The organism is Dyadobacter sp. 22481, assembly GCF_052044875.1.
Taxonomy (GTDB): Bacteria; Bacteroidota; Bacteroidia; order Cytophagales; family Spirosomataceae; genus Dyadobacter; species Dyadobacter endophyticus.
Genome location: NZ_JBQENV010000001.1, coordinates 2,536,488 through 2,557,809 on the forward strand (window position 1 = coordinate 2,536,488; position 21,322 = coordinate 2,557,809).

Genomic DNA, 21,322 nt, shown 5'->3' on the forward strand with positions numbered 1-21,322 from the left:
TCGGTCCGTTCTGAAATTCATTGTAAACCGCACTTGCAACAAATAAAAAGGCCTGTACCCAAATTGCTGCCGCAAAATGAGTACAGACCTCTCTCGCCAAGTTTTTCTATCGAAGAATTGTAACTTTCAGGAATGTGGCAGGAATCGATGTCACCTTTTTGTCGCTACTCTGATTCTGGCTTTCGAACAAAGCTCCCAATTCACGTAGAAGATCGGCTTGTTTTCCATTTACTTCGGCCGCTTCAAATGCATTCATTGTAGGGCCATAGTATTTTCTGAACGTGTCGAGAAATGTTGCCGGGGAAAATGGCGCCCGAAATGTGAATGTTTCTCTTTCGAAAGAGATGTTGTCTTTCGAGGCGCCTGCCGCAACGAAACGTTCTATTACATTGGTTTCTACTCCCCACAGCATCGGACTGACGAAGCCCTCCGGCGGGGCGGGCGTGTAAGCCGAGCTTACTTTGAGGATCTGTGCAACAAGGGTCGGGTCGCCAGGTATCCAGTTACCCATCACAATTTTGCCACCGTGACGCGTCACGCGAAACATTTCTTTCGCTACGTCAAACGGCTTGGGCGCGAACATTGCACCGAAAACACTTACTACCAAGTCGAACGATTCATCGGCAATGTCATTGAGGTCGATCGCGTCGCCTTCCCGGAATGTGATATTGGTCAGCCCCTCCCGCTTTACCCGAGCATTGCCGGCTTCGACGAGGTTCCGGGCAATATCCACACCCTGAACATTCGCGCCCAGCCTGGCAGCAGGTATCGCTGTGGTGCCGTCGCCACAGCCAAGATCCAGCACGTCCATGCCCTCTTTAATCCCTAATTTTTCTACCAATGCAGAGCCGCTTTCGCGCATTGTTTCTGCAAGACGAGTGAAATCACCCTTTTCCCAAAGTGCTTTGTTTGCATTCATTTTATTTTTCATTTATAGTTAATAGATACTGATTTAGATTTTCGTCAAGCCACTCCCAAATAACACATCAAGGAGAGAAACAGGGCGAGAAGCAGGGTTGTTAAATTAAGAATTTTCATGGCCAATTTAAGTATGCCGGCGGGTTAGCCGGGCATCGATTTATTATTCGAATTTCAATGCATTAATCACATTTTGCCCCACGATTTTGCCGTGCAACAAACTCACTTCACACGTTTTGCGGTAGTGAATCCCGGCGTACACCCTCGAAACCGCAGCCTCGGCGGCAGCTTCGTCAAACGAGTTGAATTGTCTCGGCGCGAAAGCGGGGAGGTTGTAGGGCTTGTCGGTATAATGGTAGTTTTCACCAAAAATAGCTGTCAATACCTCGGCGGCCGCCGCCGACATCACCGAGTGCCCCGAGGGATATTCCGGGTGGGGCGGCGTCGGGATCACCGTATTCCATTCAGGATGGTTCAAGATGGTCCGGATGTAGGTGACGGGGCGCACTCCCTGGTAGACGTATTTCCCTTTGCAAAGGCTGATGGCACCGTCCGACATCGCTATTCCCAACTGCGTAAATGCTTTTGCCGCTACTGCCAGCCCTGGTTTCTCGGTCGCCAGCACCTGGCTTAACACATTATGCCATGAATTGTCCGGCCAGTACGTGGCGATCGTCCGCTGCTCCTGGGTGAGTGACTGGGAAATGTTGTAGAGCTCCTCCACCTGTTTGTAATATTCCGAAGTTTTATCTTCCGAATAAGCTATCGGCGCGCCTTGTTCCGCCCCCGCATCACTGTTTGAAACAATCGTACGTACCTTGCCCCAGTTCGAAAGTATGGCAGGCCCAAATGCAGGCGGCGTGGGTTTCCAGTACGCGGCTCCACCTAGTGGCGTATAAGGTGTGGCGCTATCATAGCCATCGGTTTTAGACCATTCGAAGATCGCTGCTGCAATTTTCTTCCCGAAGTCGACGGAATTCGCGAGCACATCCGGTTGCTGGTGCTGCTGGTATTTCGCCAGGTTGACGGCTTCTAGCGAATCGATGCGGGCCAGGATGATAGCGGAAATCCCGGGATGAATCGCCCGGTTGATAGCCGCAAGCGCTGCATTGGCGCTGGCCGGGAAATAATAGGTCAGCGACGGGGACGGTTGCGGCAGTGAAGGCAAGCCATTGAGCTGCGAGGCGATCGACCGATAACCTGGTAACCCAGGCTGCAGGGATTCCCACAGGGCGACACCACTGTAAGCCCACCTGCGGGCATGAACGGGCGGTGAGGCGGGCATGGCCTGCGCGATTTTCAATTGCATGTTGAGCCACGAGGTAACTACCTCGGGAGAGCTAACCGGCTCAGCCGGAACTTGCGGGCCATCGTGGTCGGTGCACGAGAGGGTGAGCAGGGTGCAACCAAGCAACCCGATCGCCGATTGTCTGATGCGTTTCAATACGCTTGCATTTTTCATGACTCTTAAATTTTTCATGTTAATAGATAAATGAGGCTGCAAAATTGGGGTGCAGCGACTGGCTAAAACTTGTAATGACGAAGCAAATCCAGGTAATTATGCGTCAGCTGCCGAGCCTGAGAATGCGCCGCGCATAACTACCCGGATTTGCATCCGGATTACAATCAGCGCCCGTCGGCGGCCCTTAGTTTTGCCACCGGTTAAATCAACCACGCTTACCCAAATCATTTACATTAAAAACAGCTATGAAAAACAAAATCTTTTTCCGCCGCAGCGGCCACATGCTAGCATTCGTCGTTTTGCTTGGCTTCTTCGATGCATGCACTGATCACGATGATCCCAAACCGGTCATTACGCCAGCCGATCACATCCAGCTAAGTGAAAACCTGGCGATGCCTGCCGCATTTTCTCTTCCCCCCGATACGAAGGGTTATCAACGCGTGGCGACCTACTTTGCCGTGGGTGTGCAGAAATACAAGGCGCAAGTGAAGGCAGGTGTAACTCCGGTTCAGTACGAATGGGTGTTTGTCGCACCGCAAGCAGATCTTTATGATGCGTCCAATGCTAAGATAGGCGTCCATTACGCCGGTCCCACTTGGAAACTGGCAAGTCCCGGCCATACGATCATGGGACAGGCATTCAGTCCTGCCAAAACATTTTCGAGCGATCCGAATAGCATCGATTGGCTATTGCTGAGCAACAAAACCGGACAAGAACCGACCGGCATATTCCAGGGTGTAGGTTACATTTTCAGGATCGCGACCAAGGGCGGGAAAGCGCCGGAAACCCCTCCGGCCGATATAGCTTCCACTGCCGAAGTGCCTTACACCGCCGTTTACCGGTTCGTCAAACGCATTCTTTGATTTACGCTTCTTTGTGGGAAACCCTTGCGGAATACTCGGTGGGGGTTTCTCCGAATTCCTTTTTGAAGCTTTTGCTGAAATACGATTGATCGTTGAAGCCCACGGCATACCCAATCTGGGTGATCGTATCAGCCTTTTGGCGGATCATTTCCGCTGCCTTTTGCAGGCGCAGGTCGCGGATAAAATCATTCGGGGCAAGGCCAGTAAGGGCTTTCAGCTTTCGCAGCAGCTGGGTACGGCTAAGGCTCATTTCCTCGGCCATTTTTTCAACCGAGAATAAAGCGTCCTCCATGTTCGCCTCAACGATCTCTTTGGCCTTCATTAAAAATTTATCGTCAAGCGACATTTCCTCCGCGGGCGTCACTTGTACCCGGATGCGTTCACGGTAACGCTCGGCCAGTTTCTTTCTCAGCTCGATCAGGTTCGCGACCCGCACCGTGAGCTCTTCCACCGAAAAAGGTTTGGTCAGGTAGTCGTCCGCACCGGTTTTCAGCCCGTCGATCCGCGACTCCTGGCCGCTTTTCGCCGTCAGTAAAATCACTGGGATATGGCTGGTCCGTTCGTCGGACTTGATGCTGGCGGTAAGCTGCATACCATCCATTCTGGGCATCATCAGGTCGCTGATGATCAAGCTGGGCAAAACTTTCCGTGCACACGCAAGCGCCTCGGCACCGTCCGGCGCCCTGTAAATGATGTAGTCGTTTTCGAGCAATGACGCCATGTAGTCGCGCAGTTCGGCATTATCCTCCACGATCAACACTGTTTCGCGCTGTGCCGAGCCGCGGCTTTTGGGTCCGCTAGCATCTCGTTTGTTTTCTTCCCGTTCGTCCAGCGGCAGCGATATGGTCTGCGCGGACGGCAAGGTATATCCGCTCAACCCCGGTTCGACGATTTGCTTCGCATCAAACGCCTCCTTGCTGACCGGTATCCGGATAGAGAAAACAGAGCCTTTCCCCACCTGACTTTGGAGCGAAATATCGCCTTTATGCAGTTTGACGAGCTCCCTGGCAAACGCAAGCCCCAAACCGGTGCCGCCATCCTGGTTCTCGACAGTCTGCCGGGCCTGGTAAAACGATTCGAACACCTGTTTCTGCTCTTCCGGAGCAATGCCACGTCCGGTATCCGATACGGCAATGCAAAGCATTTGCCTGCCTGATTGCTCATCCATGTTCGCCTCAAACTTCACCAAACCACTTGCCGGTGTGAATTTGAATGCGTTTGAAAGCAGATTAATGATCACCTTTTCCAGCTTGTCGGGATCAAACCAGAAAGACCCCTCAGGCACGCCGACTGATTTTTCAAAAGAGATTCCTTTATGCTGCGCCAGCGAGTCGAAAGAAGATGACAGCACACTCAGAAACTGGCGCAGCTCCACATTTTGCACCTGCAGTTCCATTTTTCCGGCTTCCAACTTTGAAAGGTTAAGCAGTTGATTGACCAGCTCTAGCAGCCGGTTAGCGTAACGCTTCATAATAAGCAGCCTGCCCTGTTCGGCGGGTGGTTTTTTGGCCAGTTCTTCCTCGAGAGGTGCTAAGATAAGCGTTAGCGGCGTGCGGAACTCGTGGGATATATTGGCAAAAAAACGCGATTTCAGCCGGTCCATTTCTTTCAGCTCTTCTGTTTGGAGCAAGATTTTTTCCGTCCGTTCGCGTACTGTATCTTCCAGGGCAAGCTTCTCCTTTTTTAGCTTTCTTTCCCGAAAACGTACCAGTATGGCTGCCATTCCAACCAAAAGCAGCGCGTAAATCGCCAGTGCCCACCAACTGCGGTACCAGGGTGACAGGACGATAAACACCAGCCGGTCTTCGGCTTCCGCATTGCTATATACGTCCCTGCCACGCACGCGAAACACGTAATTCCCTTCCGGTAAGTTGGTAAAATCCACAAAGGACTCTTCCGTCCAGGCCGACCATTGGTCGTGAAAACCCTCAAGAAAATATTGAAATTGATTTTTGTTTGAAAGGTCATAGCTCGGCAATGCGAACTGAAACCGTAGCCTGTGCCCATAAGCGATTTCTGGCACCGACTGACGCCCCCGGAAACTAATCAGCGAGTCCTGGTCGATTGAAATCTGGCGGATGAGCGTTTTAAACGACTTCCCGGCACTGATCTTCAAGTTTCGATCAAAAAGCACGATCCATTTGTTGGACCCAAAAAGCATAAACCCATCCCCGTTATCGTGGACTTTAGAAATGAGCGCATCCGATAGCCTGCCCGAAATCGGCAGTCGCCGCATCCGGTTATACCCGTACTCGAAAACATGGCTTTGATAATTGTGGTAAAGCGTAAACCACATCGTTCCGTCGCGGCCTGCGATGATTTCATTGATCCACCCGCCTTTGTAAGGCGCCACACTGGTCGTGATCAGCGAGTCCACTTCAAAAACGCGCTTATCAGAATTGAAGCGGTGCATTGCTTCGTCGGTGGATGCGTAGACGGTATTTCCTACCCTTTCGAGCCAGCGGATTTTATTCGATGATAGTCCATTCTCCGGCCCGTGGTGGATCAACTTGAATTCCTCTCCGAGGGTATGCTGCTGCGAGCGCCTGTTCTCAGGCGTCTGCCAGGCTATTTCATAGATTCCGTTTCGGCGACTGTTTATCAGAATCGTCCCGTCCGCAGCCCGCGCAAAACTTTCCGAGTAAAACTTCATATCCTCGCGCCTGCTGCCCTGTACCCATTTCCCGTTGGAAAAGAGCAGCTCTGTAAGTCCGTTTCCTTCCAGGCCAACCAGCAAATGCGTTGGCGGCTGCGCCTGGCGCGATTCCTCAACACGCACAACGTGCTCTTTTGCCAGTAGTGATTTGTTTCCTTTTTGATCGAGCCTAAAAACACCGTCATAGTTAGATACAATCAATTCGTCACCAAACACCTGGCAATGCATCGTCAAGTTGTCGATTCCTTCAATTTTCTTAAAATAGGGTTTTAGCAAACCTTGTGACGGCACGCGGTTCAGCTCGAAAAGCCCCTTGCTATTGGTCGTAAACAGTTTGTTATTGAATACCTCGATATCCATTGGATTTTCGTCGAGGCCATGATTTTCGTTCAATATCCGGAGCGGCGAGTTGGTTTCAAGACGGCTGATCCCATTGTCGGTTGCAAGCCACAAATCCTTTTCTGCGTCTTCAAAAACCGAATAGACCGCATCGCTTGAAACCCCCTCCTTGCGGCAGAAGTTACTACGGATCGCGCCGTTCCGGTCCATCAGGTAAAGGCCCGAACCGGTGGTAGCCAGGGCGTAGTCCCCATTACTCAGCCGCAGACCATGATAGACAGCATCCCGGATCCGAACTCTTTGCCCATCCCTCATGAACGGTTCCAGCTTTGATCCGTCGTAAATGAAAAACTCCTTACTGAGCCCGACTGCCAGTAGCTTGTTTCCTTGATATGGCAGCAAGCCGCTGAGCCCCATCCCTTTGAATGCCTCCCCTCCCGGGACCGGTTTCAGCCCATCTTTGTGTTTTCGCAACAAACCCTTTTCACTTGTGCTCACATACAACGCCCCATTGACGAGCCAGGCAAAACCGAGCGCACCGATATCACTTTTCCAAACTCTGAACCTGCCATTCACCCATTCGAGAATGTGCAGATCGCAAACGAAATAGACAGAGCCATTGTGGGCAAAGGTGAACCAGACGTTTCCGAAGTTCCAGTCGGAGCGGTTCAGTTTGTTTTTCAGGGAGTGGAAATCCGTTTTATTTTTGTCATTGATCGCCAGGTAACCCACCTCGCCAGAACCGCCCACATAAATACGACCCGTCGAATCTTTGGCCAGCGACCGTACCGGGTTGCCCTCCGTCGTTGGAATGAGCTTCCAAGACACCCCATCATATTCGAGCACCCCGGAATTATTTGCTGCATAGATGACGCCGTTTTCGCCCTGGACCAGCGCCCAGTTTTGAAACGCTGCTTTATATTCATTTGTGGAGTAATTAGTGATAAAAGGAAGACTCTGCTGCCAGATGCGGGCCAGCGGCGATTCAGGACTCTGCGCCGCTACATCCAGGCCCATCGCCAGAGCGAAAAGCAGAATTATTCTTTTCATGGGTTTGTGTCGTTGAAGACTACCGTAAGCGCGCCGAGCCACTTGTGGTAGCGAGATGCGCCACAGTTACCTGGAAATGCAACCTGATTACCTGGATTTTCTTTGGTTCATCGATACCCGGCCAACAAGACGCTCGAAAAGCTGGTCTGTAAATGGTATAATAAATAAAAGTATTGCATTTTGAGAGCGGTTGCAATGAATCTGCGGCCAATCCGCGGAAGAAGTTAGTTAACGGATGCCAAATACTTTTCGCCATAAAACCCCGATCACCTGCCGCCCTAATAGGTATACTTTATTAGTCCCGGTGTCATCGCGCAAAGCAGTGGGTTGTGCACCTTGGTTTCTTGGGTAGCTAACCTTCCCTTTTCATCGTACGTCTTTTCTATCATGGCGAGCAGCTCTTTTGAATTGAGCAGGTACTCCCCTATTTGTCGGCGGTTCCCTGAAAACTTGTGTTCAAAAATTCTGATCACATTGTTTTTCTGGTCATACCACGTTTCCAGGTTCACGACGGCGTTGTTGTATCCGTATTCCACTCGCCGATACAATTGATTGTGCTCATCGGTCCACCTCTGACCGACTTTTTTCCCATTTTTATATTCATATTCGACCGCTCCGGTCAGTACCTTTTGTTCGGGCTGGTGCCTGTTGAAATATGTTTTTTCAAATTTCAGCACACCATCCTTATACACAAATTCCGATTCGTAATAAGCCACCCAGCCCGGCAAGGATCCGTGCCTGTAGTATTGGATTTTACCCGTTGTTATGCCGTTGACATCAAAAAAGTAGTCAGTATATGACTGCATCTGCAAAACACCGGAAGCGTCCCTGCTAAAAGTCTCGACCTTACTTAGCTTACCTTCGGTAGTGTATGTGTAACGCTCTTCGTAGCTTGGCTCCTTACAGTTTGCATCATTGCAAGATGCCTTTATCTTCAATGGGGCCTCATCGTCATAGGCGACGTGATTGGGTACTATTCCAAACTCAGAAGGGTCACTTGACTGACATCCTATCCAAAGCGGCATCAAAAGCAGGAGACGTAACATTTTTTTCATAATGTCAGGATTTAGTTTTCAACCTAAGACGCTGCAAATCACTTGTTGGTTGGAATCAACCAACAGCTTGAACTGCCATGGCTCCATCCTAACTGCTGCATATGAACGGCTGAAAGCGAAGCTCTTCTTAAAGAAGCCAACGACTATCACCAGCGCTTTTTACGCCACATTAAAAAATGTAAAGCAACATTATTCGCTGCGCAAGCTCTTTACTGGATTTACCAGCCCGGCCTTGATGCTTTGATAACTGACTGTGAGCAGTGTTACTGATAATGCACCAAGCCCCGCCAGAACAAAAATCCACCATGAGAGTTCGGTGCGGTACTGGTAATTTTTGAGCCAGTCCGAAAGTACATAATACGAAATCGGCGCAGCCAGGCAAAATGACACGAGGATCAACATCAAAAACTCCTTCGAGAGCAACCCCCAAACGTTCAACACCGATGCGCCCAGCACTTTCCGGATGCCGATTTCCTTGGTGCGTTGCTCAGCCATGAAGGAGGCCAGGCCGAACAATCCCAAGCAACTAATCAATATCGCAAGGATAGCAAAACCACCAGCGAGCCGACCGATACGCTCTTCATTTCCGAACTTACGCGCGTATTGGTCGTCTACAAATTTATATTCGAAAGGAGCGTCGGGACTGTAAGTGTTGAAGACTCGCTCAACTTTTGATAGGGCTTCACTGGCCGGCAGTTGCGGAGCAAGGCGGATATTAATGGTATTGACATTGCGATAGTTCAGCAAAAAAAAGCTCGGTTTGACGGGGCTAAACGGATCTTCCTTGACCATGTTTTTTACAATACCAATTACCGAGTATGCCTTACCGTTCGTCCGAACAATCTCGCCAATCGGGCGCTTAAAATTCATTTGTTTTACGGCTGCTTCATTTAGAATTATCGATGAGCTATCTGTCGTAAACTCCCGGGAAAAGTCCCGGCCTGCAACTAGTTTCCACCCAATCGTTTGTCCGAAGTCGTGTGAAACAAAATTTGCCATCAGCAATGGTTTGGTATCGCTTCTTTTACCCTTCCAAGAGATATTGGTCGTGCCGCCCGACTGCTCGGTCATCGAACCCGCCGACTCGGCCATGCCGCTTACAGCGCCCGTGTTCAGCAAATCATTGCGAAGGCTCGTATAGTGCCCGTATAGTTCAGGCACATTCATTTTAACTTCGATCAGTCCGCTGCGGCTGTAACCTATCGGGCGATCTTTGGCGTGTTCGATCTGGCGGAACACGATGATGGTGCCAATGATGAGTGTAACGGAAACTGTAAACTGGAAACCAACCAGTACCCTGCGTGGAATAGTGGCCGAACGTCTGCTGCGCATAATGCCTTTGAGAACTTTGACAGGCTGAAATGCCGACAAGTACAGCGCGGGATAGCTACCCGCTATCACCCCAGTCAGCAGACTAAAACCCAGTCCGGCCAGCCAAAACAGCGGATTTGTCCATAAGATAACCATGCTTTTCTCCGCTACCTGATTAAAAAACGGCAATGCGAGCTGGACAAACAGCAGAGAAAGGATAAATGCCATCATCGCCATCAGGAGCGATTCGCTGAAAAACTGGCCAACCAGTTGGCTGCGCAATGAACCGATTGCTTTTCGGATCCCGACTTCCTTGGCCCGTTTCTCGGATCGCGCGGTGCTCAGGTTCATAAAATTGATGCAGGCCAACAGTAGTCCGATGACACCAATGCTGCCAAACAGCCAGACGAAAGTAATAGTCCCTCCCGTGTTGACGCCATCTTTAAAATCTGCATACAAATGCCATTTCGATGTCGGATGCAGGAAAAATTCCGGTTTATAGCCCGGCGGATCATCCCGCTTCATGCGGATGTCCTTGATTTTGGCCGATACCTGATCGAAGTCTGCGCCCGGTTTAAGCTGGGCGTAAATCTGGTAAGAATTGGAATCCCATTCGTCGCGGTCGCGTTTCGCGCCCGGATCATTAGCCGCAAAAAATTTCCAGGGAATCAAAAATGTTACATTTTTGAACGAGTTATTGGCCGGAAAATCTTCGTAAACACCCCCCACCCTGACCGTCTGTTTATTGTCCAGTTTAATCAGTTTACTAATAGGATTACTCGCCCCAAACATGGCACTCGCGAGCGATCGCGACAGCAAAATCGAATTTACATCATTGTCTCCGAATCGACTGCCTGCCACTATATCCAAAGAAACCATATTGAGAAAATCGGGTTCGACATAACTGCCTTGCCTCATTAGTTTCTTCTCGCCGGCGACCATAATCACATCCCTCGACACCGATAGACTGACCGCTTCAAAATCGGCATATTTACCTCGTAGTTCCCGTGCAAGCGGAATCGGCATTACGTCGTAAGACGACTTCTCCACATCGAACTTGACGAACTGCCATAGCTTGGCCAGCCGGTCATAATGTTTAAACTGCTTATCGAACGACAGTTCATCGTAGATCCAGAGCCCAATGAGCATAGCCACGGCCATGCCGGAAGCCAGTCCGAAAATATTAATGAAGGAATACACCCGGTTCTTCGCAAGGTTGCGAAATGCGATCGTCAGATAGTTCTGTATCATGGCAGGGTTCAAAAAAGGTGAAGATGATTCTGTTTTTGATTCAGCTGCCATTGCCCGCAGCTGGCGGCTGATAAAGTAAGGCCTGCAAAACCGGAGGGTTTCCCTAACATACAACCTGCGCGCGGCAGCTTCTCCGAGTGCAGCTACGTGCTGCTCAAACTGTTCGTGCAGGTCACCGATCAGTTCTTCTTGCAGTCCGGCCGGGCACACGAATCGAAGCAGCCGATCAGCCCATCCGGGTGGAAGCGGCTTTTGTGAGCGATTTGACATAGATTATGAGAAATTCAGGTTTGTCATTGCTCCCCACAAATCTTCACGAACCTGCCGCATTTCATTTAGCGTGCGTTTTCCGTGTGCCGTGATCGAAAATAATCTCTTTCTACGCCCTCCCCTGGCGGCTGTGGCCCCGCCCAGTTCGGATTTCACAAAACCCTTTTCTTCCAGTCGGTACAATGCCACATGTACGCCGCTGAGATTAATGGATCGGTCGGTTCGTTGTTTCAGTTCTTCGGCAATATTGAGACCATACGCGGCTCCATTCAGGATCGCCACCGTCAACAGAACGAGTTCTTCAAATTCACCCAGGTAGATTCTGCTCATAGTTCTCTGCAAGCACTTTATTTTCTTACTATTTGCTAAACAAATCGCATGCCAAAAGCATAACAACCTCAATATGAAAGAATTAACTTATTTCTAGTGAATTATTTGTCCAAAATCGCACAAATTGCGTCCATTCCTGAACTATGAAAATGACTTTACACTTGGCATCTGTGTAATAATTTTCGTTCAAATATTATAAATTACGATACTTTTGGTTACAAAATTTTCTAGCCATGTTGAGATTACTATTTCCCATACTGCTTTTAGCTTTCTGTGCATGCCAAAAGGATCGTGTCATAGACGACGATGCGGCTCGCCTTCGAGGCGAATATCCTGTCCAGACCTACATTATTAATAATGATACACTCTTTTCGGCAGGCAAAATCAACAAAATTGGTGTAGAAGACTTCAAGGTGATTGTAAGCAGGAAAAGTGCCGATTCGCTCAGCCTTGGGTATTCCTGGACCAACAAATCAAAACAAAGTTCAGTTTATTTCCGACAGTTACGCTTGTCAGGCAAGGATGGTCAATATCAGTTGGCGATGTCATCGGCAGCACCACATTTTTATGAGGGAACAATCTTTCAGGGCGTTTATACCGAGCGTACCTCGCTTGCAGGTCTAGGATTCGTCCTGCTTCCTGAAAATTACCCATTAAAAGACATTTCTGATCCAACCGGGGGCAGTATTAAAATTATTGCCAGCAAACAGTAAAGATCTGTTCCTTATTGCCTAGTTGACTCGTTTCCATTTTGATACGTAGTTGATGGCTGTTCTATTCTCAATATTAAGCTCCATCGTGTCAGCATAAAATTTGACGGTGTAATAGGATATGCTTCCACCGGGAGTCCCTATATTCAAAAGCGTATCAATCCAGTATTTCCTGGTGTTCGTTCGATTGGTGGTCAAATCGTACTCTACCAGCACGCTATCAGTAAGGAAGTTCCAATATCCTCCCGGTTTGTCATACGGTGGTCGGTATTCGCCGTTACCCGAGTAGAAATTTTCCCATTTGCCAAGGATAGCTTGCTGTGGGTTGATTTCATCTTTGTTGCATCCCCCCGTGAGTGCTATCAGCACAAATGCAACGGATAGTTTAATTGAGATCTGGGAGATTTGCATTTGATCACAGATTAAAATTGATTGAGAATCCTACAAATTCATCGTATAAATAGCAACGGATTTAAGCCCAGACACTCCACAGGCGATCAAAGTTGCAATGGTGAGAGATAAACTCCCGCGCCGGTGTTGGCTTTGCCTTTTGTTGCTCGCCAGTGCACCTATTTCACTTTGACATTTGTCGCTTTAATTTAACAAGGTTTGCGTACGAGATCTCCTTTAATGGCAAACTTGCTATGCACTCTATGAATGGTTCATTCGAATAAATTGGCAGTTCAGTCGGCTTACATATAGTCAGAACTTCTACGCCAATCTGCCCTTCTCGTGGAAAACCTATGTTATAACCCCTACCATAAAACGCATAGGTTTTATTTTGGTCAAGTCTTGTCTTGTCATCCTGGAAATGTACTCCAGGTAAGCGCTTTATCTGGCCAAGGTGGAAGTATGTAAACTGCTTATTGATCATTCCATAATCCTTCTCAAACTGAGTTACCAATATACCGGTAGATGGAATGTCGTAAATACGCGCCCCCCCCTCGTATAACCGTTGCGAACCATCTTTGAGGCCACTCAAAATCAAGATATTACCTTGATAATTGTAAGAAATTCGGTATATCTCTTTTTCCGAAAAATTGCATGAGGCGATACACCAGATCAGTATTATGCATTGAGCAACCGTAATACTTTTCAATTTAACTTGTTCGTCAATCATACAATCCAGATTTAAACAACTTTTCTCTAAGCAATGGTTTTCAGCTGATCCCTCACTTACGAGCTGCAAGTTTGGTTGCTTCGAACGCAACCGACCAGTGCCAACTAGCTATTTGTGGATAGCTGAAAAGAAATGCCGGAGATCGTCTACCAGCAAATCGGGGACCTCCATTGCCGGAAAATGGCATCCTTTTCCATAAAAAGACCATCTGTCGGGTTCGCCCATGGAGTAAGCCAATTTCTTCAAAAGGCTTTCATCTTCTTTTTTCCCAAAACAAGCGATTGCGGAAGGAATCTTCGGAGGCGCCCACTGGTTGGCCTGCTGTGACTTGTCGCCGCCCCAATCAAATGCCATACTCATGTTTTCAGAGAGGATTGCAGCGCTCGACGCGCCCAACTGATTGAACCAATACAACGAGACATTCGTCAACATCTGATCCAAACCAATAGCATCTTCCGGCAGGTTTTTGTCCTGGTCGGTCCACTCTTTATATTTTTCAACGATCCATGCAAGCTGCCCCACCGGGCTGTCGGACAAGGCAACGCCGACTGTCTCCGGTCTGGTTGCCTGTATTTTCAAATAGGCCGTCCCGTCTTTTTTATATTGCTTCATGCGTTCCAGTGTGACGTTCTCTTGATCTGTTAAAGACGAGTGATCTGAAGGAAACATGCCCAGTCCGGCTACCGCGAAAAAGTCCGAGTTGATGTGTGTCCCAATCAAATGATCCGCAGCAACCCCCGACATGATCCCGGCAATGCCAGCGCCCATGTCACCTCCATGCACGGCGAATTTTTCATAACCTAACTGGTCCATCAAAGCGGTGAATGTCGCTGCGATCCTGAACATATTATAACCTTTGCTATGGACTGGCACAGAAAATCCAAAGCCGGGGATGGAAGGAATAACCAGGTCAAATGCCGCCTGAGCCGAGTCCTGAGGATTTGTAAGCGGTTCAATAATGTTGGTAAAGTCCGCAAATGACCCCGGCCAGCCATGTATCAGCATCAAGGGAATTGCATTTGCTTTGGGTGATTTAATAAGCAAATAATGGATGTCCTGCCCTTGAATTTGAGTGATGAAATGGGGGTATTGATTCAATCTGGACTCCTGCTTTTTCCAGTCAAATTCGTTTAGCCAATAGTCGGCAATTTTCTTGAGATAATCAACCGGAACACCCTTTTCCCAGCCGCTCTGCGTTGTTGGGTTGGGCCAACGGGCATTGGAAAGTCTGTTTTTGAGGTCATCAATGTCTTGGTCGGAGATTTGAATTTTAAATGGTCGCATGATTGTCGAGTTTTGAATGTGAAACTGATAACATTACAAAAATCGGCACCATGCAGCTGGTCGACGATAACAATTGTTAATAAAGCTACCTTCTGTTTCTGATCCTGCTCAAAGAAACGGAAGTAACGCCCAGGAAAGAGGCAATGTAGTGTTGAGGCACCCTTTGAAGGATTTCCGGGCGCTGCTCCACCAATTCCCTATATCTTTCCTCGGGACTGTTTTTGATCCTTGAAAGAAACAGTTTTTCTACATACAGCAGCCTTTGGAGGGTCTGCTCTTCCATCGCTTCCCTGATCAACGGCGAGGCTTCGATGATCTCGAAGTAATCCTTCCTGGTGAGCGTATGCACAATGGAAGGTTCAAGGCTCTCGATCGAATAGAGGCTTGGTTGATTGTAACGGAAACTTTCTGCCGAAGAAACCCCCTCTCCTTCAAAGAAAAACTGAAAAGTGATATCTTTCCCGTCCTTGTTGAAGGAAAGCCGAAGGCACCCTTTTTCAATAAAGTAAACCTTTTTAGCGGCCTGACCTTCGTCGAGCAGCACGGTCTTTGCCGGAACTTCCTCCCGCGTGAACAAGTAACCGAATTTCCTCCATTCAGCTTGTATGGATTGGTCTGCCATGAATTTTTGAGAACGTTGACATGATAGCTCAGGCTACGTGTGTGCAGGCGGCAGCCCTTCCGCTGAACATGAGCGAAAAGGCTGCCTACCGGTTTATGTGTTATCCCAAAGATACGATTCGCTGCGCCTCGACCGACCGGGTATTTAACTCGATGCTTTTTACTTCTTTGTGTTTGCCGTCAATCAAGACAACTTTGTAAGTCCCGTCTGGTAGCTCGCTAAGGTCAAATCTTGTACGGGTAGCAGCATCGTCCTTTTCGATGGTTTTAGATGCTAAGGTATACCCTAACTGGTCGACAATATTTACCAAAACCTGTTTTTCTGCTTTTACAACGTTGACTTCAATTTTTCCATTGGTGGTGGTTACAACCCAAAATCTGGTTTTTACCTCTTCCCCGCCGAGGTTCGAGGCTACTGTTCCGGGTTTTGCATATCCCGTTGAAGAGAAGACAAGAAATGCTGTTAAGAGCACTGATGCGATGAGCGTTTTCATGGTTGCTTATGTTTAAATATGATTGATTAAAACCGATCGGGGCGGCTCCGCTCCCGACTTCCGACACAATGTTAACCACCGGACCTCACCTTCAAAAACAGATTCGATAGATAGGCATAAAACAGCGACGGATTGACCAATCATACATTTAAGTTCCAGAAAATAAGGTACTTAATCAAAAAACAACCAATTCATAGACCAGAATGCGGAATTGGTAGAGCAACAAGCGGAATTCATTGAATACAATGCGGTTCAATTACAAAACGGCACGAAAAAATGACGTAAGAAACAAACATAGAACTTAATGTCAGAAATGACAGGAATATGCAATCGTTTTGAAAATCAGCTGCTGCACAACCGGTGCGCACTTGTAGATATTACCCTACACTATAGAGACCTGCTATATCTTCGGTTCCAATTTTTACTCCATTCAGAAGAATAAGAAGCCGGGTTGGTTACTGCCCAACTTCATCAAAGGTAGCGCAACACAATTGCGAATCTGGCAGTGATTGTAACGCGAATGGCTCGATTTAAGCTTCGTAAGCCTTCAACACGGATATAACCACTCCTCCGGGCCGTTGGCTGCCCGGCCGCCCCTCATTCAATAATCGAAGTTTACCCTTAGTGGTAACGTGCGCTTACAACCCAAAACCAGGAGCATTATTTGTAATATAAATACTACAATTGTCGATCTATTTCTTAGTCATTTTCATAGATGTCGATAGGCAGATTTGAACTACCCTATCTATGTTTGCTTCCAGAAGTAACATCCACAAGCGGGCGTTGCTTACCTGACACCCCACTTTAATTCCGATTCGACAGATCAAGCTGAATTTTCTTATACGCGGAGGATTTCGAATAGATAACACGTGAATAGTTAATCCAAAACACTAATTCTATGACAACACGTATACTATTTTCTACACTAATAGCTGGTTTACTGCTGCACGGGCCTGCTACCAATGCTCAGTTCAAGATCGGGTCAAACGCAACGACGATCGATCCCAGCCTGCATCATGCGCACTGACGGAAAACCCACCGGTCCCCCCATCTGGACCGCCACCCGCGGGCGTGCATACATGATCTTTACCAAGATCGATTAACGGGTCCATCAATACGGTTCTCATTCATTGTCAAATTAAAACATAACGATTCCTTATGAAAACAAGACGACTGTTATCCGTCATTTCTTTTGTCGCCGTTGTAGCGGCTTCAAATGGCTCCTTTGCGCAGGTAAAAATTGGGGCGAACCCCACCACGATAAGTACGGGAGCGCACCTGGATGTGGAATCCAGTAGTAACACGCATACGGTGGTATTGCAATCCGGCGCCGTTGGTATTAACACCGCACTGCCGCAAGCCTGGCTGGATATCCGGGGAACTACGAAGATCCTCTCACAAACCGGCGAACAAACCGGAACCATCTGGACTGGAACATCCAATATAGACGGTGTGGAGATCAGCGCCGGCGCTGGCGATTGTTGGGTTGGTATCCAGCGTAGAGGCGGCGCCCCGCTCCACCTCTCCAAGCCTTCGGGTACCATTGAAAATTCGTTCGCTATTTTTAGTGTAGATGGCGTTCCGGGTGGTGTTGGCGCAATCACATACAACGGCGCGGGTGGGGTAATTTACGGTACTACTTCGGACAAGCGTCTGAAGGAAAACATCCACGCCACGAAATTTGGACTGGAAGCGCTGAAAGCAGTCAAAGTGTACGATTACAACTACAAAGCCGATTCCAAAAAAACGCTGGCCACAGGGGTACTGGCTCAGGAGCTGCATCAAATTTATCCGCAGGCCGTCAGCGTGGGTAGCGACGATGAGAAGATTAAGCCCTGGCAGGTCGATTACAGCAAGCTCGTTCCCATGCTGGTGAAATCGGTGCAAGAGCTTAGCCAGGAGGTAGAATCGCTAAAAAACGAAAGAGCCCAGCTACGTGCCGAGTTAAAACGCAAGGAAGCCTCTGACACGGACCTCAACAACCGTATATCCCGAATGGAACAGATTCTAGGCAGTGGCGAAAATACAAAATCCGTAAGCCGGTAAGACGCCGGATCGTCGGACCTAACGAAAGTTTCACATAAACGCTATAAAACATCTCTGTAACCACATGAAACCACAAAACCTACTATTTGCAGCAGCAATGCTTTTGGGCTCATCCGCCGCATTTGCCCAGGTGAAGATCGGAACCAACCCGACCACTATCGAGCCTAACTCCAACCTGGAAGTGGAAGCGTCTACTCCCGGACGTAAGACGAAAGTCGACAAAACAACAGGCCAGGTAACCATTACCGATGGTACAGAGGGCGCGGGGAAAGTTTTGACTTCGGATGCGGTCGGTGGAACGGCCTGGCAATATCCTTTGTCGGGGGCGATGGTCAATGGTACGCTTGGGAATCAGATCACAGTTGCAACTGGTGCTGGAACGCAAACCTATTCAGGTGCAAGCATCACTCTTCCTAGAGCAGGTACCTACATGGTTACCGCCAGGTGGATGACGCCAACCGCTGCCACAACTTATCCGGCCGGGAATCAAGCTTTTATTAACACCGCTTTGTCAACCAGTTCTTCAACTTACCTTGAAGCCGGCATTGCAACAGAATGGGTAGTTATTGCGTCTAGCGCTCACCATACAACGCCATCATTCCGGGTTACTGTGGCCGGGCCTCAGACACTCTATTTTTGGTTTTACACGGGCTATTTTACCGGTACCGTCCAATTTCTTGAAACCTACGCTATAGGGCCGTTCTAATATCCTCGCTTAGCTGATCGCGGATTGAAAGCTAATAGCTTTCAAACACAAACATCAATCTCAAAGCATTAAACAGACTTGGCAATGAATCAAAACTATACCATTTCATCCAAAAAAGGATGGATTAGCATGGCAGTGTCCTCGGCATTGCTTCTAGTCGGGCATTTTGCCCAGGCCCAGGAAGGCAGCCAGGGGAACACCACCATCTTCGGAGGCGCCCAGATGACCTTTTTCAGCAACCATAACTTCATCACCGGAGGCGGAGGCGCACAGCCGGGCGTGATCCTGACCGAACGCGCAGCAGGTAATTTCGGCGTGCTCAACTTCGCCGGCGACAACCTCACTTCCACAGGTGCTTCCGATGCGGGTTACGTGGACGGGTACGTGCGCAAATACGGCGCGGGCGCATTCGTCTTTCCTGTCGGCGACAACGGTTTTGTTGGCCAGTTTGCTGCTTCGGCCGATGGCGTTATGGGCGCTTACTTTCACGCCGATGCCAATACTGCCATTACCAGCAACCTTTTTACAGGATCCAACTATACTGCCCTTCCCAGCGGAGGCCCCTTTGCTACCAGCAGCATGGGAACTAATGTCGATGTCGTCAGTACGGTCGAATACTGGGATATCGATGGGGCAAATGCAACACCGCTGACATTGACCTGGGACACAGGAAGCGCCATAGCCTCTTTGACAGGCAGTAACCTTGCCAAACTCACGATCGTCGGATGGAACGGGACGCAATGGGTAGCCATTCCCTCCAAAGTGGATGTTACCTCGGTATTGGGCGGCAGCAGCGACCTCTCTGCCGGTTCTATCACAACGAGCTCACCACTGGCGCCGGATACCTACACCGCCTATACGTTTGCATCGCTGATTCTGCCGTTGCCAGTCACTTTAACCAAATTCACAGCAGCTGCGGAAAGCAGGACTGTGGTACTCAACTGGTCGACAACCGAGGAAACCAACAGCGACCGTTTTGATATCGAACGCAGCAGCAACGGAAAGCAATGGAGCCGGATCGCCTCGGTGGCTTCGCAGGGAGACAGCAGAGTGCTCGTCAATTACTCCCACGTGGACGCGAGCCCGCTGGCAGGCCAGAATCTTTACAGACTTAGAATGGTCGATTTAGATAATACGTTTGCGTATAGCCAAATACGTGAGGTCTCATTTCAAAGTGAAAAAGGTATAGCGCCTTATCCGAACCCAGCCGTGGACAAAATCCTGATCCGGGACCATGAGCTGGTCAAGCAAATAGATATCGTGAATACGAGCGGTGTAAAGGTGATCAAAAACCAGCAGCCGTCTTCCGCCGGAATTGATGTAACAATGCTCCCGCAAGGCATTTACATCATGACTATGACCCTGTTTGACGGCACTATCAACACACACAAAATAGCCGTTACCAGGTAATGACGGGAATGCGCTCCGGGTGGCAAAATCGCCACCCGGATTTCGCATTCATTCTCGTACGCAGATTACGCAAGCACCATTTACATGAATAACCCTACCAAACCATGACGATATTAATCGTTACCGATAACCATTTATTTTCCATCGCGATACGTGCGGTCATCAAACGTGAAGACCCCGAAAGCCTCATTGATGAAACCGATTCTCTGCGAAATGCCAATGAATATTCAGCCAGGCAAAAGTTCCGGGCTATGATACTGGATGCAGGCACCTCAGACGCAAAGGATATATCACTGCTGGGCGTATTCAGAAAACAGAATCCCGAAACAGCCATTCTCGTTAACCTGGGCGAGCAGACCCAATTTATGTACCGCTTTATCCGGGCGGGAGTAGCAGCGCTTTTTTCAAATAAGGCTTTGCCGGAAGAAATCAATGAGGGGCTCAGAAGGGCCGAAAAGAATGTCAGGTTCGTCAGTTCCGATATTCAGCAGCAGCTACTGTCACATATTGTCGAAAAACCACTTAACCAGAAATTGACCAAAAGAGAAGAAGTAATGGCCGATTTGCTGGTGATCAACAAGTCGCACCAGGAGATCGCAATCATCACCGGAACAAGTCCCAAAAGCGTGGGCTACTACAAGCGTAAAATCTTCCGCAAACTCGAAGTTGACAACATCGTTGAACTGGCCATCAAGCTTAACCGGGTTTTGCTTAACAAGAGACAATAACAGCCAACCATTTCTCAGCACCCTAATCAGCACATTTCCAAATGATGAAAATTCTATTGATTGAAGACTACTTGTTGGTCCGCATGAGTCAGAAGATTGTGCTTAACGAACTGTATCGTGAGGCAACAATCACGGAAGTCGACAGTTTTGAGGCTGGAATATCGCATATCCAAAGATCGCAGTTTGATCTGGTTATCCTGGATATCGACATCCCGGGAGAAAAACGCAGGTCGACGATCGAACGCATTAGGCAAATACAACCTGGCACTATCATACTCATATGTTTGGCCGCAGATGAACAAACGCACGCCCTGGAATACATCACTGCCGGGGCGAACGGCTACTTGTCTAAATCAGCCAAAAAAGAGGAGATGGTTAGTGCGATCGCTACGGTCCTGAAAAACGGACGGTATGTGAGCCTGGCGGTCCAAGAGCGATTGCTGGAAGCCGTTACCGCAAACAACCGATCCGCAAAACGCGTGAAAAAAGCTAACGGGCTATCCGGTCGTGAGAAGGAAGTGATGGACAGGCTGATAGAAGGCCAGTGGGTTAAAGAAATCGCATTGAGTTTAAACCTCCGCGCAAATACGGTCAGCACCTATAAAGCCAGAATATTCGAAAAACTGGGCGTATCAAGTGTCATCGAGCTGGCAAAGAAAGTCGAGCGCTAACGCACAACCCTGAAAGTCGTTCATCCT

Annotated in this window: 19 protein-coding genes; 8 read left to right on the forward strand and 11 right to left on the reverse strand. The window is 48.7% G+C overall.

The genetic code is table 11. The features are described from left to right. Positions 1-106: 106 nt before the first annotated feature. The gene (locus ACTJJJ_RS09975) at positions 107-919 is read right to left on the reverse strand and encodes a class I SAM-dependent methyltransferase (RefSeq protein ID WP_440701710.1); all 813 of its coding nucleotides are present in this window, start codon (positions 917-919) and stop codon (positions 107-109) included. Positions 920-1,081: 162 nt separating this feature from the next. Beyond that, positions 1,082-2,380, reverse strand: a complete 1,299-nt coding sequence (locus ACTJJJ_RS09980; RefSeq protein ID WP_426293928.1) for a vanadium-dependent haloperoxidase — start codon at positions 2,378-2,380, stop codon at positions 1,082-1,084. Between the two features lie 245 nt (positions 2,381-2,625). Between ACTJJJ_RS09980 and ACTJJJ_RS09985 the strand changes: the two genes are divergently transcribed. Further along, positions 2,626-3,243, forward strand: coding sequence for a DUF3455 domain-containing protein (locus ACTJJJ_RS09985; protein ID WP_426293927.1), 618 nt, complete (start codon positions 2,626-2,628; stop codon positions 3,241-3,243). A gap of 1 nt (position 3,244) precedes the next feature. Here ACTJJJ_RS09985 and ACTJJJ_RS09990 read toward each other — a convergent pair whose 3' ends face one another. The 4 genes from ACTJJJ_RS09990 to ACTJJJ_RS10005 all read right to left on the reverse strand — a co-directional run bounded on the left by ACTJJJ_RS09990 (position 3,245) and on the right by ACTJJJ_RS10005 (position 11,505). Then, on the reverse strand, positions 3,245-7,288 hold the full coding sequence (locus tag ACTJJJ_RS09990) for a hybrid sensor histidine kinase/response regulator transcription factor (protein ID WP_426293926.1): 4,044 nt from the start codon (positions 7,286-7,288) through the stop codon (positions 3,245-3,247). A gap of 278 nt (positions 7,289-7,566) precedes the next feature. Continuing rightward, the gene (locus ACTJJJ_RS09995) at positions 7,567-8,343 is read right to left on the reverse strand and encodes a hypothetical protein (protein ID WP_426293925.1); all 777 of its coding nucleotides are present in this window, start codon (positions 8,341-8,343) and stop codon (positions 7,567-7,569) included. Between the two features lie 189 nt (positions 8,344-8,532). Beyond that, the gene (locus tag ACTJJJ_RS10000; protein WP_426293924.1) at positions 8,533-11,175 is read right to left on the reverse strand and encodes an ABC transporter permease; all 2,643 of its coding nucleotides are present in this window, start codon (positions 11,173-11,175) and stop codon (positions 8,533-8,535) included. A 3-nt stretch (positions 11,176-11,178) separates the two neighbouring features. Beyond that, positions 11,179-11,505, reverse strand: a complete 327-nt coding sequence (locus tag ACTJJJ_RS10005; RefSeq protein ID WP_426293923.1) for a PadR family transcriptional regulator — start codon at positions 11,503-11,505, stop codon at positions 11,179-11,181. Between the two features lie 233 nt (positions 11,506-11,738). Between ACTJJJ_RS10005 and ACTJJJ_RS10010 the strand changes: the two genes are divergently transcribed. After that, positions 11,739-12,218 carry a hypothetical protein gene (locus ACTJJJ_RS10010; protein ID WP_426293922.1) on the forward strand — a complete coding sequence of 160 codons (480 nt, stop codon included), beginning with the start codon at positions 11,739-11,741 and terminating at the stop codon, positions 12,216-12,218. An 18-nt stretch (positions 12,219-12,236) separates the two neighbouring features. On the opposite strand, the gene ACTJJJ_RS10015 is transcribed toward ACTJJJ_RS10010, so the two are convergent. The 5 genes from ACTJJJ_RS10015 to ACTJJJ_RS10035 form a co-directional block, all read right to left on the reverse strand. Further along, positions 12,237-12,626 carry a hypothetical protein gene (locus ACTJJJ_RS10015; protein ID WP_426293921.1) on the reverse strand — a complete coding sequence of 130 codons (390 nt, stop codon included), beginning with the start codon at positions 12,624-12,626 and terminating at the stop codon, positions 12,237-12,239. Between the two features lie 163 nt (positions 12,627-12,789). Then, complete coding sequence (locus ACTJJJ_RS10020; RefSeq protein ID WP_426293920.1) at positions 12,790-13,335, reverse strand: DUF6843 domain-containing protein; 546 nt, start codon at positions 13,333-13,335, stop codon at positions 12,790-12,792. A 108-nt stretch (positions 13,336-13,443) separates the two neighbouring features. Further along, positions 13,444-14,619: an epoxide hydrolase family protein gene (locus ACTJJJ_RS10025; protein ID WP_426293919.1), complete on the reverse strand. Its 1,176-nt coding sequence runs from the start codon at positions 14,617-14,619 to the stop codon at positions 13,444-13,446. An 85-nt stretch (positions 14,620-14,704) separates the two neighbouring features. Further along, positions 14,705-15,241 (reverse strand): Crp/Fnr family transcriptional regulator, encoded by a 537-nt coding sequence (locus tag ACTJJJ_RS10030; RefSeq protein WP_426293918.1) that lies wholly within the window; start codon positions 15,239-15,241, stop codon positions 14,705-14,707. A 100-nt stretch (positions 15,242-15,341) separates the two neighbouring features. Next, positions 15,342-15,734 (reverse strand): hypothetical protein, encoded by a 393-nt coding sequence (locus tag ACTJJJ_RS10035; RefSeq protein WP_426293917.1) that lies wholly within the window; start codon positions 15,732-15,734, stop codon positions 15,342-15,344. 898 nt (positions 15,735-16,632) lie between these two features. On the opposite strand from ACTJJJ_RS10035, the gene ACTJJJ_RS10040 reads away from it, so the two are divergent. The 6 genes from ACTJJJ_RS10040 (at position 16,633) to ACTJJJ_RS10065 (ending at position 21,295) form a co-directional block, all read left to right on the forward strand. After that, positions 16,633-16,761 carry a hypothetical protein gene (locus tag ACTJJJ_RS10040; protein WP_426293916.1) on the forward strand — a complete coding sequence of 43 codons (129 nt, stop codon included), beginning with the start codon at positions 16,633-16,635 and terminating at the stop codon, positions 16,759-16,761. 131 nt (positions 16,762-16,892) lie between these two features. Next, complete coding sequence (locus ACTJJJ_RS10045; protein ID WP_426293915.1) at positions 16,893-17,780, forward strand: tail fiber domain-containing protein; 888 nt, start codon at positions 16,893-16,895, stop codon at positions 17,778-17,780. Between the two features lie 64 nt (positions 17,781-17,844). Then, positions 17,845-18,486: a hypothetical protein gene (locus ACTJJJ_RS10050; protein ID WP_426293914.1), complete on the forward strand. Its 642-nt coding sequence runs from the start codon at positions 17,845-17,847 to the stop codon at positions 18,484-18,486. An 84-nt stretch (positions 18,487-18,570) separates the two neighbouring features. Continuing rightward, positions 18,571-19,896, forward strand: coding sequence for a T9SS type A sorting domain-containing protein (locus tag ACTJJJ_RS10055; protein ID WP_426293913.1), 1,326 nt, complete (start codon positions 18,571-18,573; stop codon positions 19,894-19,896). 104 nt (positions 19,897-20,000) lie between these two features. Next, positions 20,001-20,624 (forward strand): response regulator transcription factor, encoded by a 624-nt coding sequence (locus tag ACTJJJ_RS10060; protein WP_188928062.1) that lies wholly within the window; start codon positions 20,001-20,003, stop codon positions 20,622-20,624. A 41-nt stretch (positions 20,625-20,665) separates the two neighbouring features. Next, positions 20,666-21,295 carry a response regulator gene (locus tag ACTJJJ_RS10065; RefSeq protein WP_229221180.1) on the forward strand — a complete coding sequence of 210 codons (630 nt, stop codon included), beginning with the start codon at positions 20,666-20,668 and terminating at the stop codon, positions 21,293-21,295. Positions 21,296-21,322 lie beyond the last annotated feature (27 nt).

Excerpts from the sequence above, each read along its gene's own strand:
- ACTJJJ_RS09995 (WP_426293925.1), bottom strand. The coding sequence starts at position 8,343 with ATGAAAAAAATGTTACGTCTCCTGCTTTTGATGCCGCTTTGGATAGGA.
- ACTJJJ_RS10000 (WP_426293924.1), bottom strand. The coding sequence starts at position 11,175 with ATGTCAAATCGCTCACAAAAGCCGCTTCCACCCGGATGGGCTGATCGG.
- ACTJJJ_RS10035 (WP_426293917.1), bottom strand. The coding sequence starts at position 15,734 with ATGAAAACGCTCATCGCATCAGTGCTCTTAACAGCATTTCTTGTCTTC.
- ACTJJJ_RS09990 (WP_426293926.1), bottom strand. The coding sequence starts at position 7,288 with ATGAAAAGAATAATTCTGCTTTTCGCTCTGGCGATGGGCCTGGATGTA.
- ACTJJJ_RS10060 (WP_188928062.1), top strand. The coding sequence starts at position 20,001 with ATGACGATATTAATCGTTACCGATAACCATTTATTTTCCATCGCGATA.
- ACTJJJ_RS10015 (WP_426293921.1), bottom strand. The coding sequence starts at position 12,626 with ATGCAAATCTCCCAGATCTCAATTAAACTATCCGTTGCATTTGTGCTG.
- ACTJJJ_RS09985 (WP_426293927.1), top strand. The coding sequence starts at position 2,626 with ATGAAAAACAAAATCTTTTTCCGCCGCAGCGGCCACATGCTAGCATTC.
- ACTJJJ_RS10030 (WP_426293918.1), bottom strand. The coding sequence starts at position 15,241 with ATGGCAGACCAATCCATACAAGCTGAATGGAGGAAATTCGGTTACTTG.
- ACTJJJ_RS09975 (WP_440701710.1), bottom strand. The coding sequence starts at position 919 with ATGAATGCAAACAAAGCACTTTGGGAAAAGGGTGATTTCACTCGTCTT.
- ACTJJJ_RS10020 (WP_426293920.1), bottom strand. The coding sequence starts at position 13,335 with ATGATTGACGAACAAGTTAAATTGAAAAGTATTACGGTTGCTCAATGC.
- ACTJJJ_RS09980 (WP_426293928.1), bottom strand. The coding sequence starts at position 2,380 with ATGAAAAATGCAAGCGTATTGAAACGCATCAGACAATCGGCGATCGGG.
- ACTJJJ_RS10050 (WP_426293914.1), top strand. The coding sequence starts at position 17,845 with ATGAAACCACAAAACCTACTATTTGCAGCAGCAATGCTTTTGGGCTCA.
- ACTJJJ_RS10025 (WP_426293919.1), bottom strand. The coding sequence starts at position 14,619 with ATGCGACCATTTAAAATTCAAATCTCCGACCAAGACATTGATGACCTC.
- ACTJJJ_RS10055 (WP_426293913.1), top strand. The coding sequence starts at position 18,571 with ATGAATCAAAACTATACCATTTCATCCAAAAAAGGATGGATTAGCATG.
- ACTJJJ_RS10045 (WP_426293915.1), top strand. The coding sequence starts at position 16,893 with ATGAAAACAAGACGACTGTTATCCGTCATTTCTTTTGTCGCCGTTGTA.
- ACTJJJ_RS10010 (WP_426293922.1), top strand. The coding sequence starts at position 11,739 with ATGTTGAGATTACTATTTCCCATACTGCTTTTAGCTTTCTGTGCATGC.
- ACTJJJ_RS10040 (WP_426293916.1), top strand. The coding sequence starts at position 16,633 with ATGACAACACGTATACTATTTTCTACACTAATAGCTGGTTTACTGCTG.
- ACTJJJ_RS10065 (WP_229221180.1), top strand. The coding sequence starts at position 20,666 with ATGATGAAAATTCTATTGATTGAAGACTACTTGTTGGTCCGCATGAGT.
- ACTJJJ_RS10005 (WP_426293923.1), bottom strand. The coding sequence starts at position 11,505 with ATGAGCAGAATCTACCTGGGTGAATTTGAAGAACTCGTTCTGTTGACG.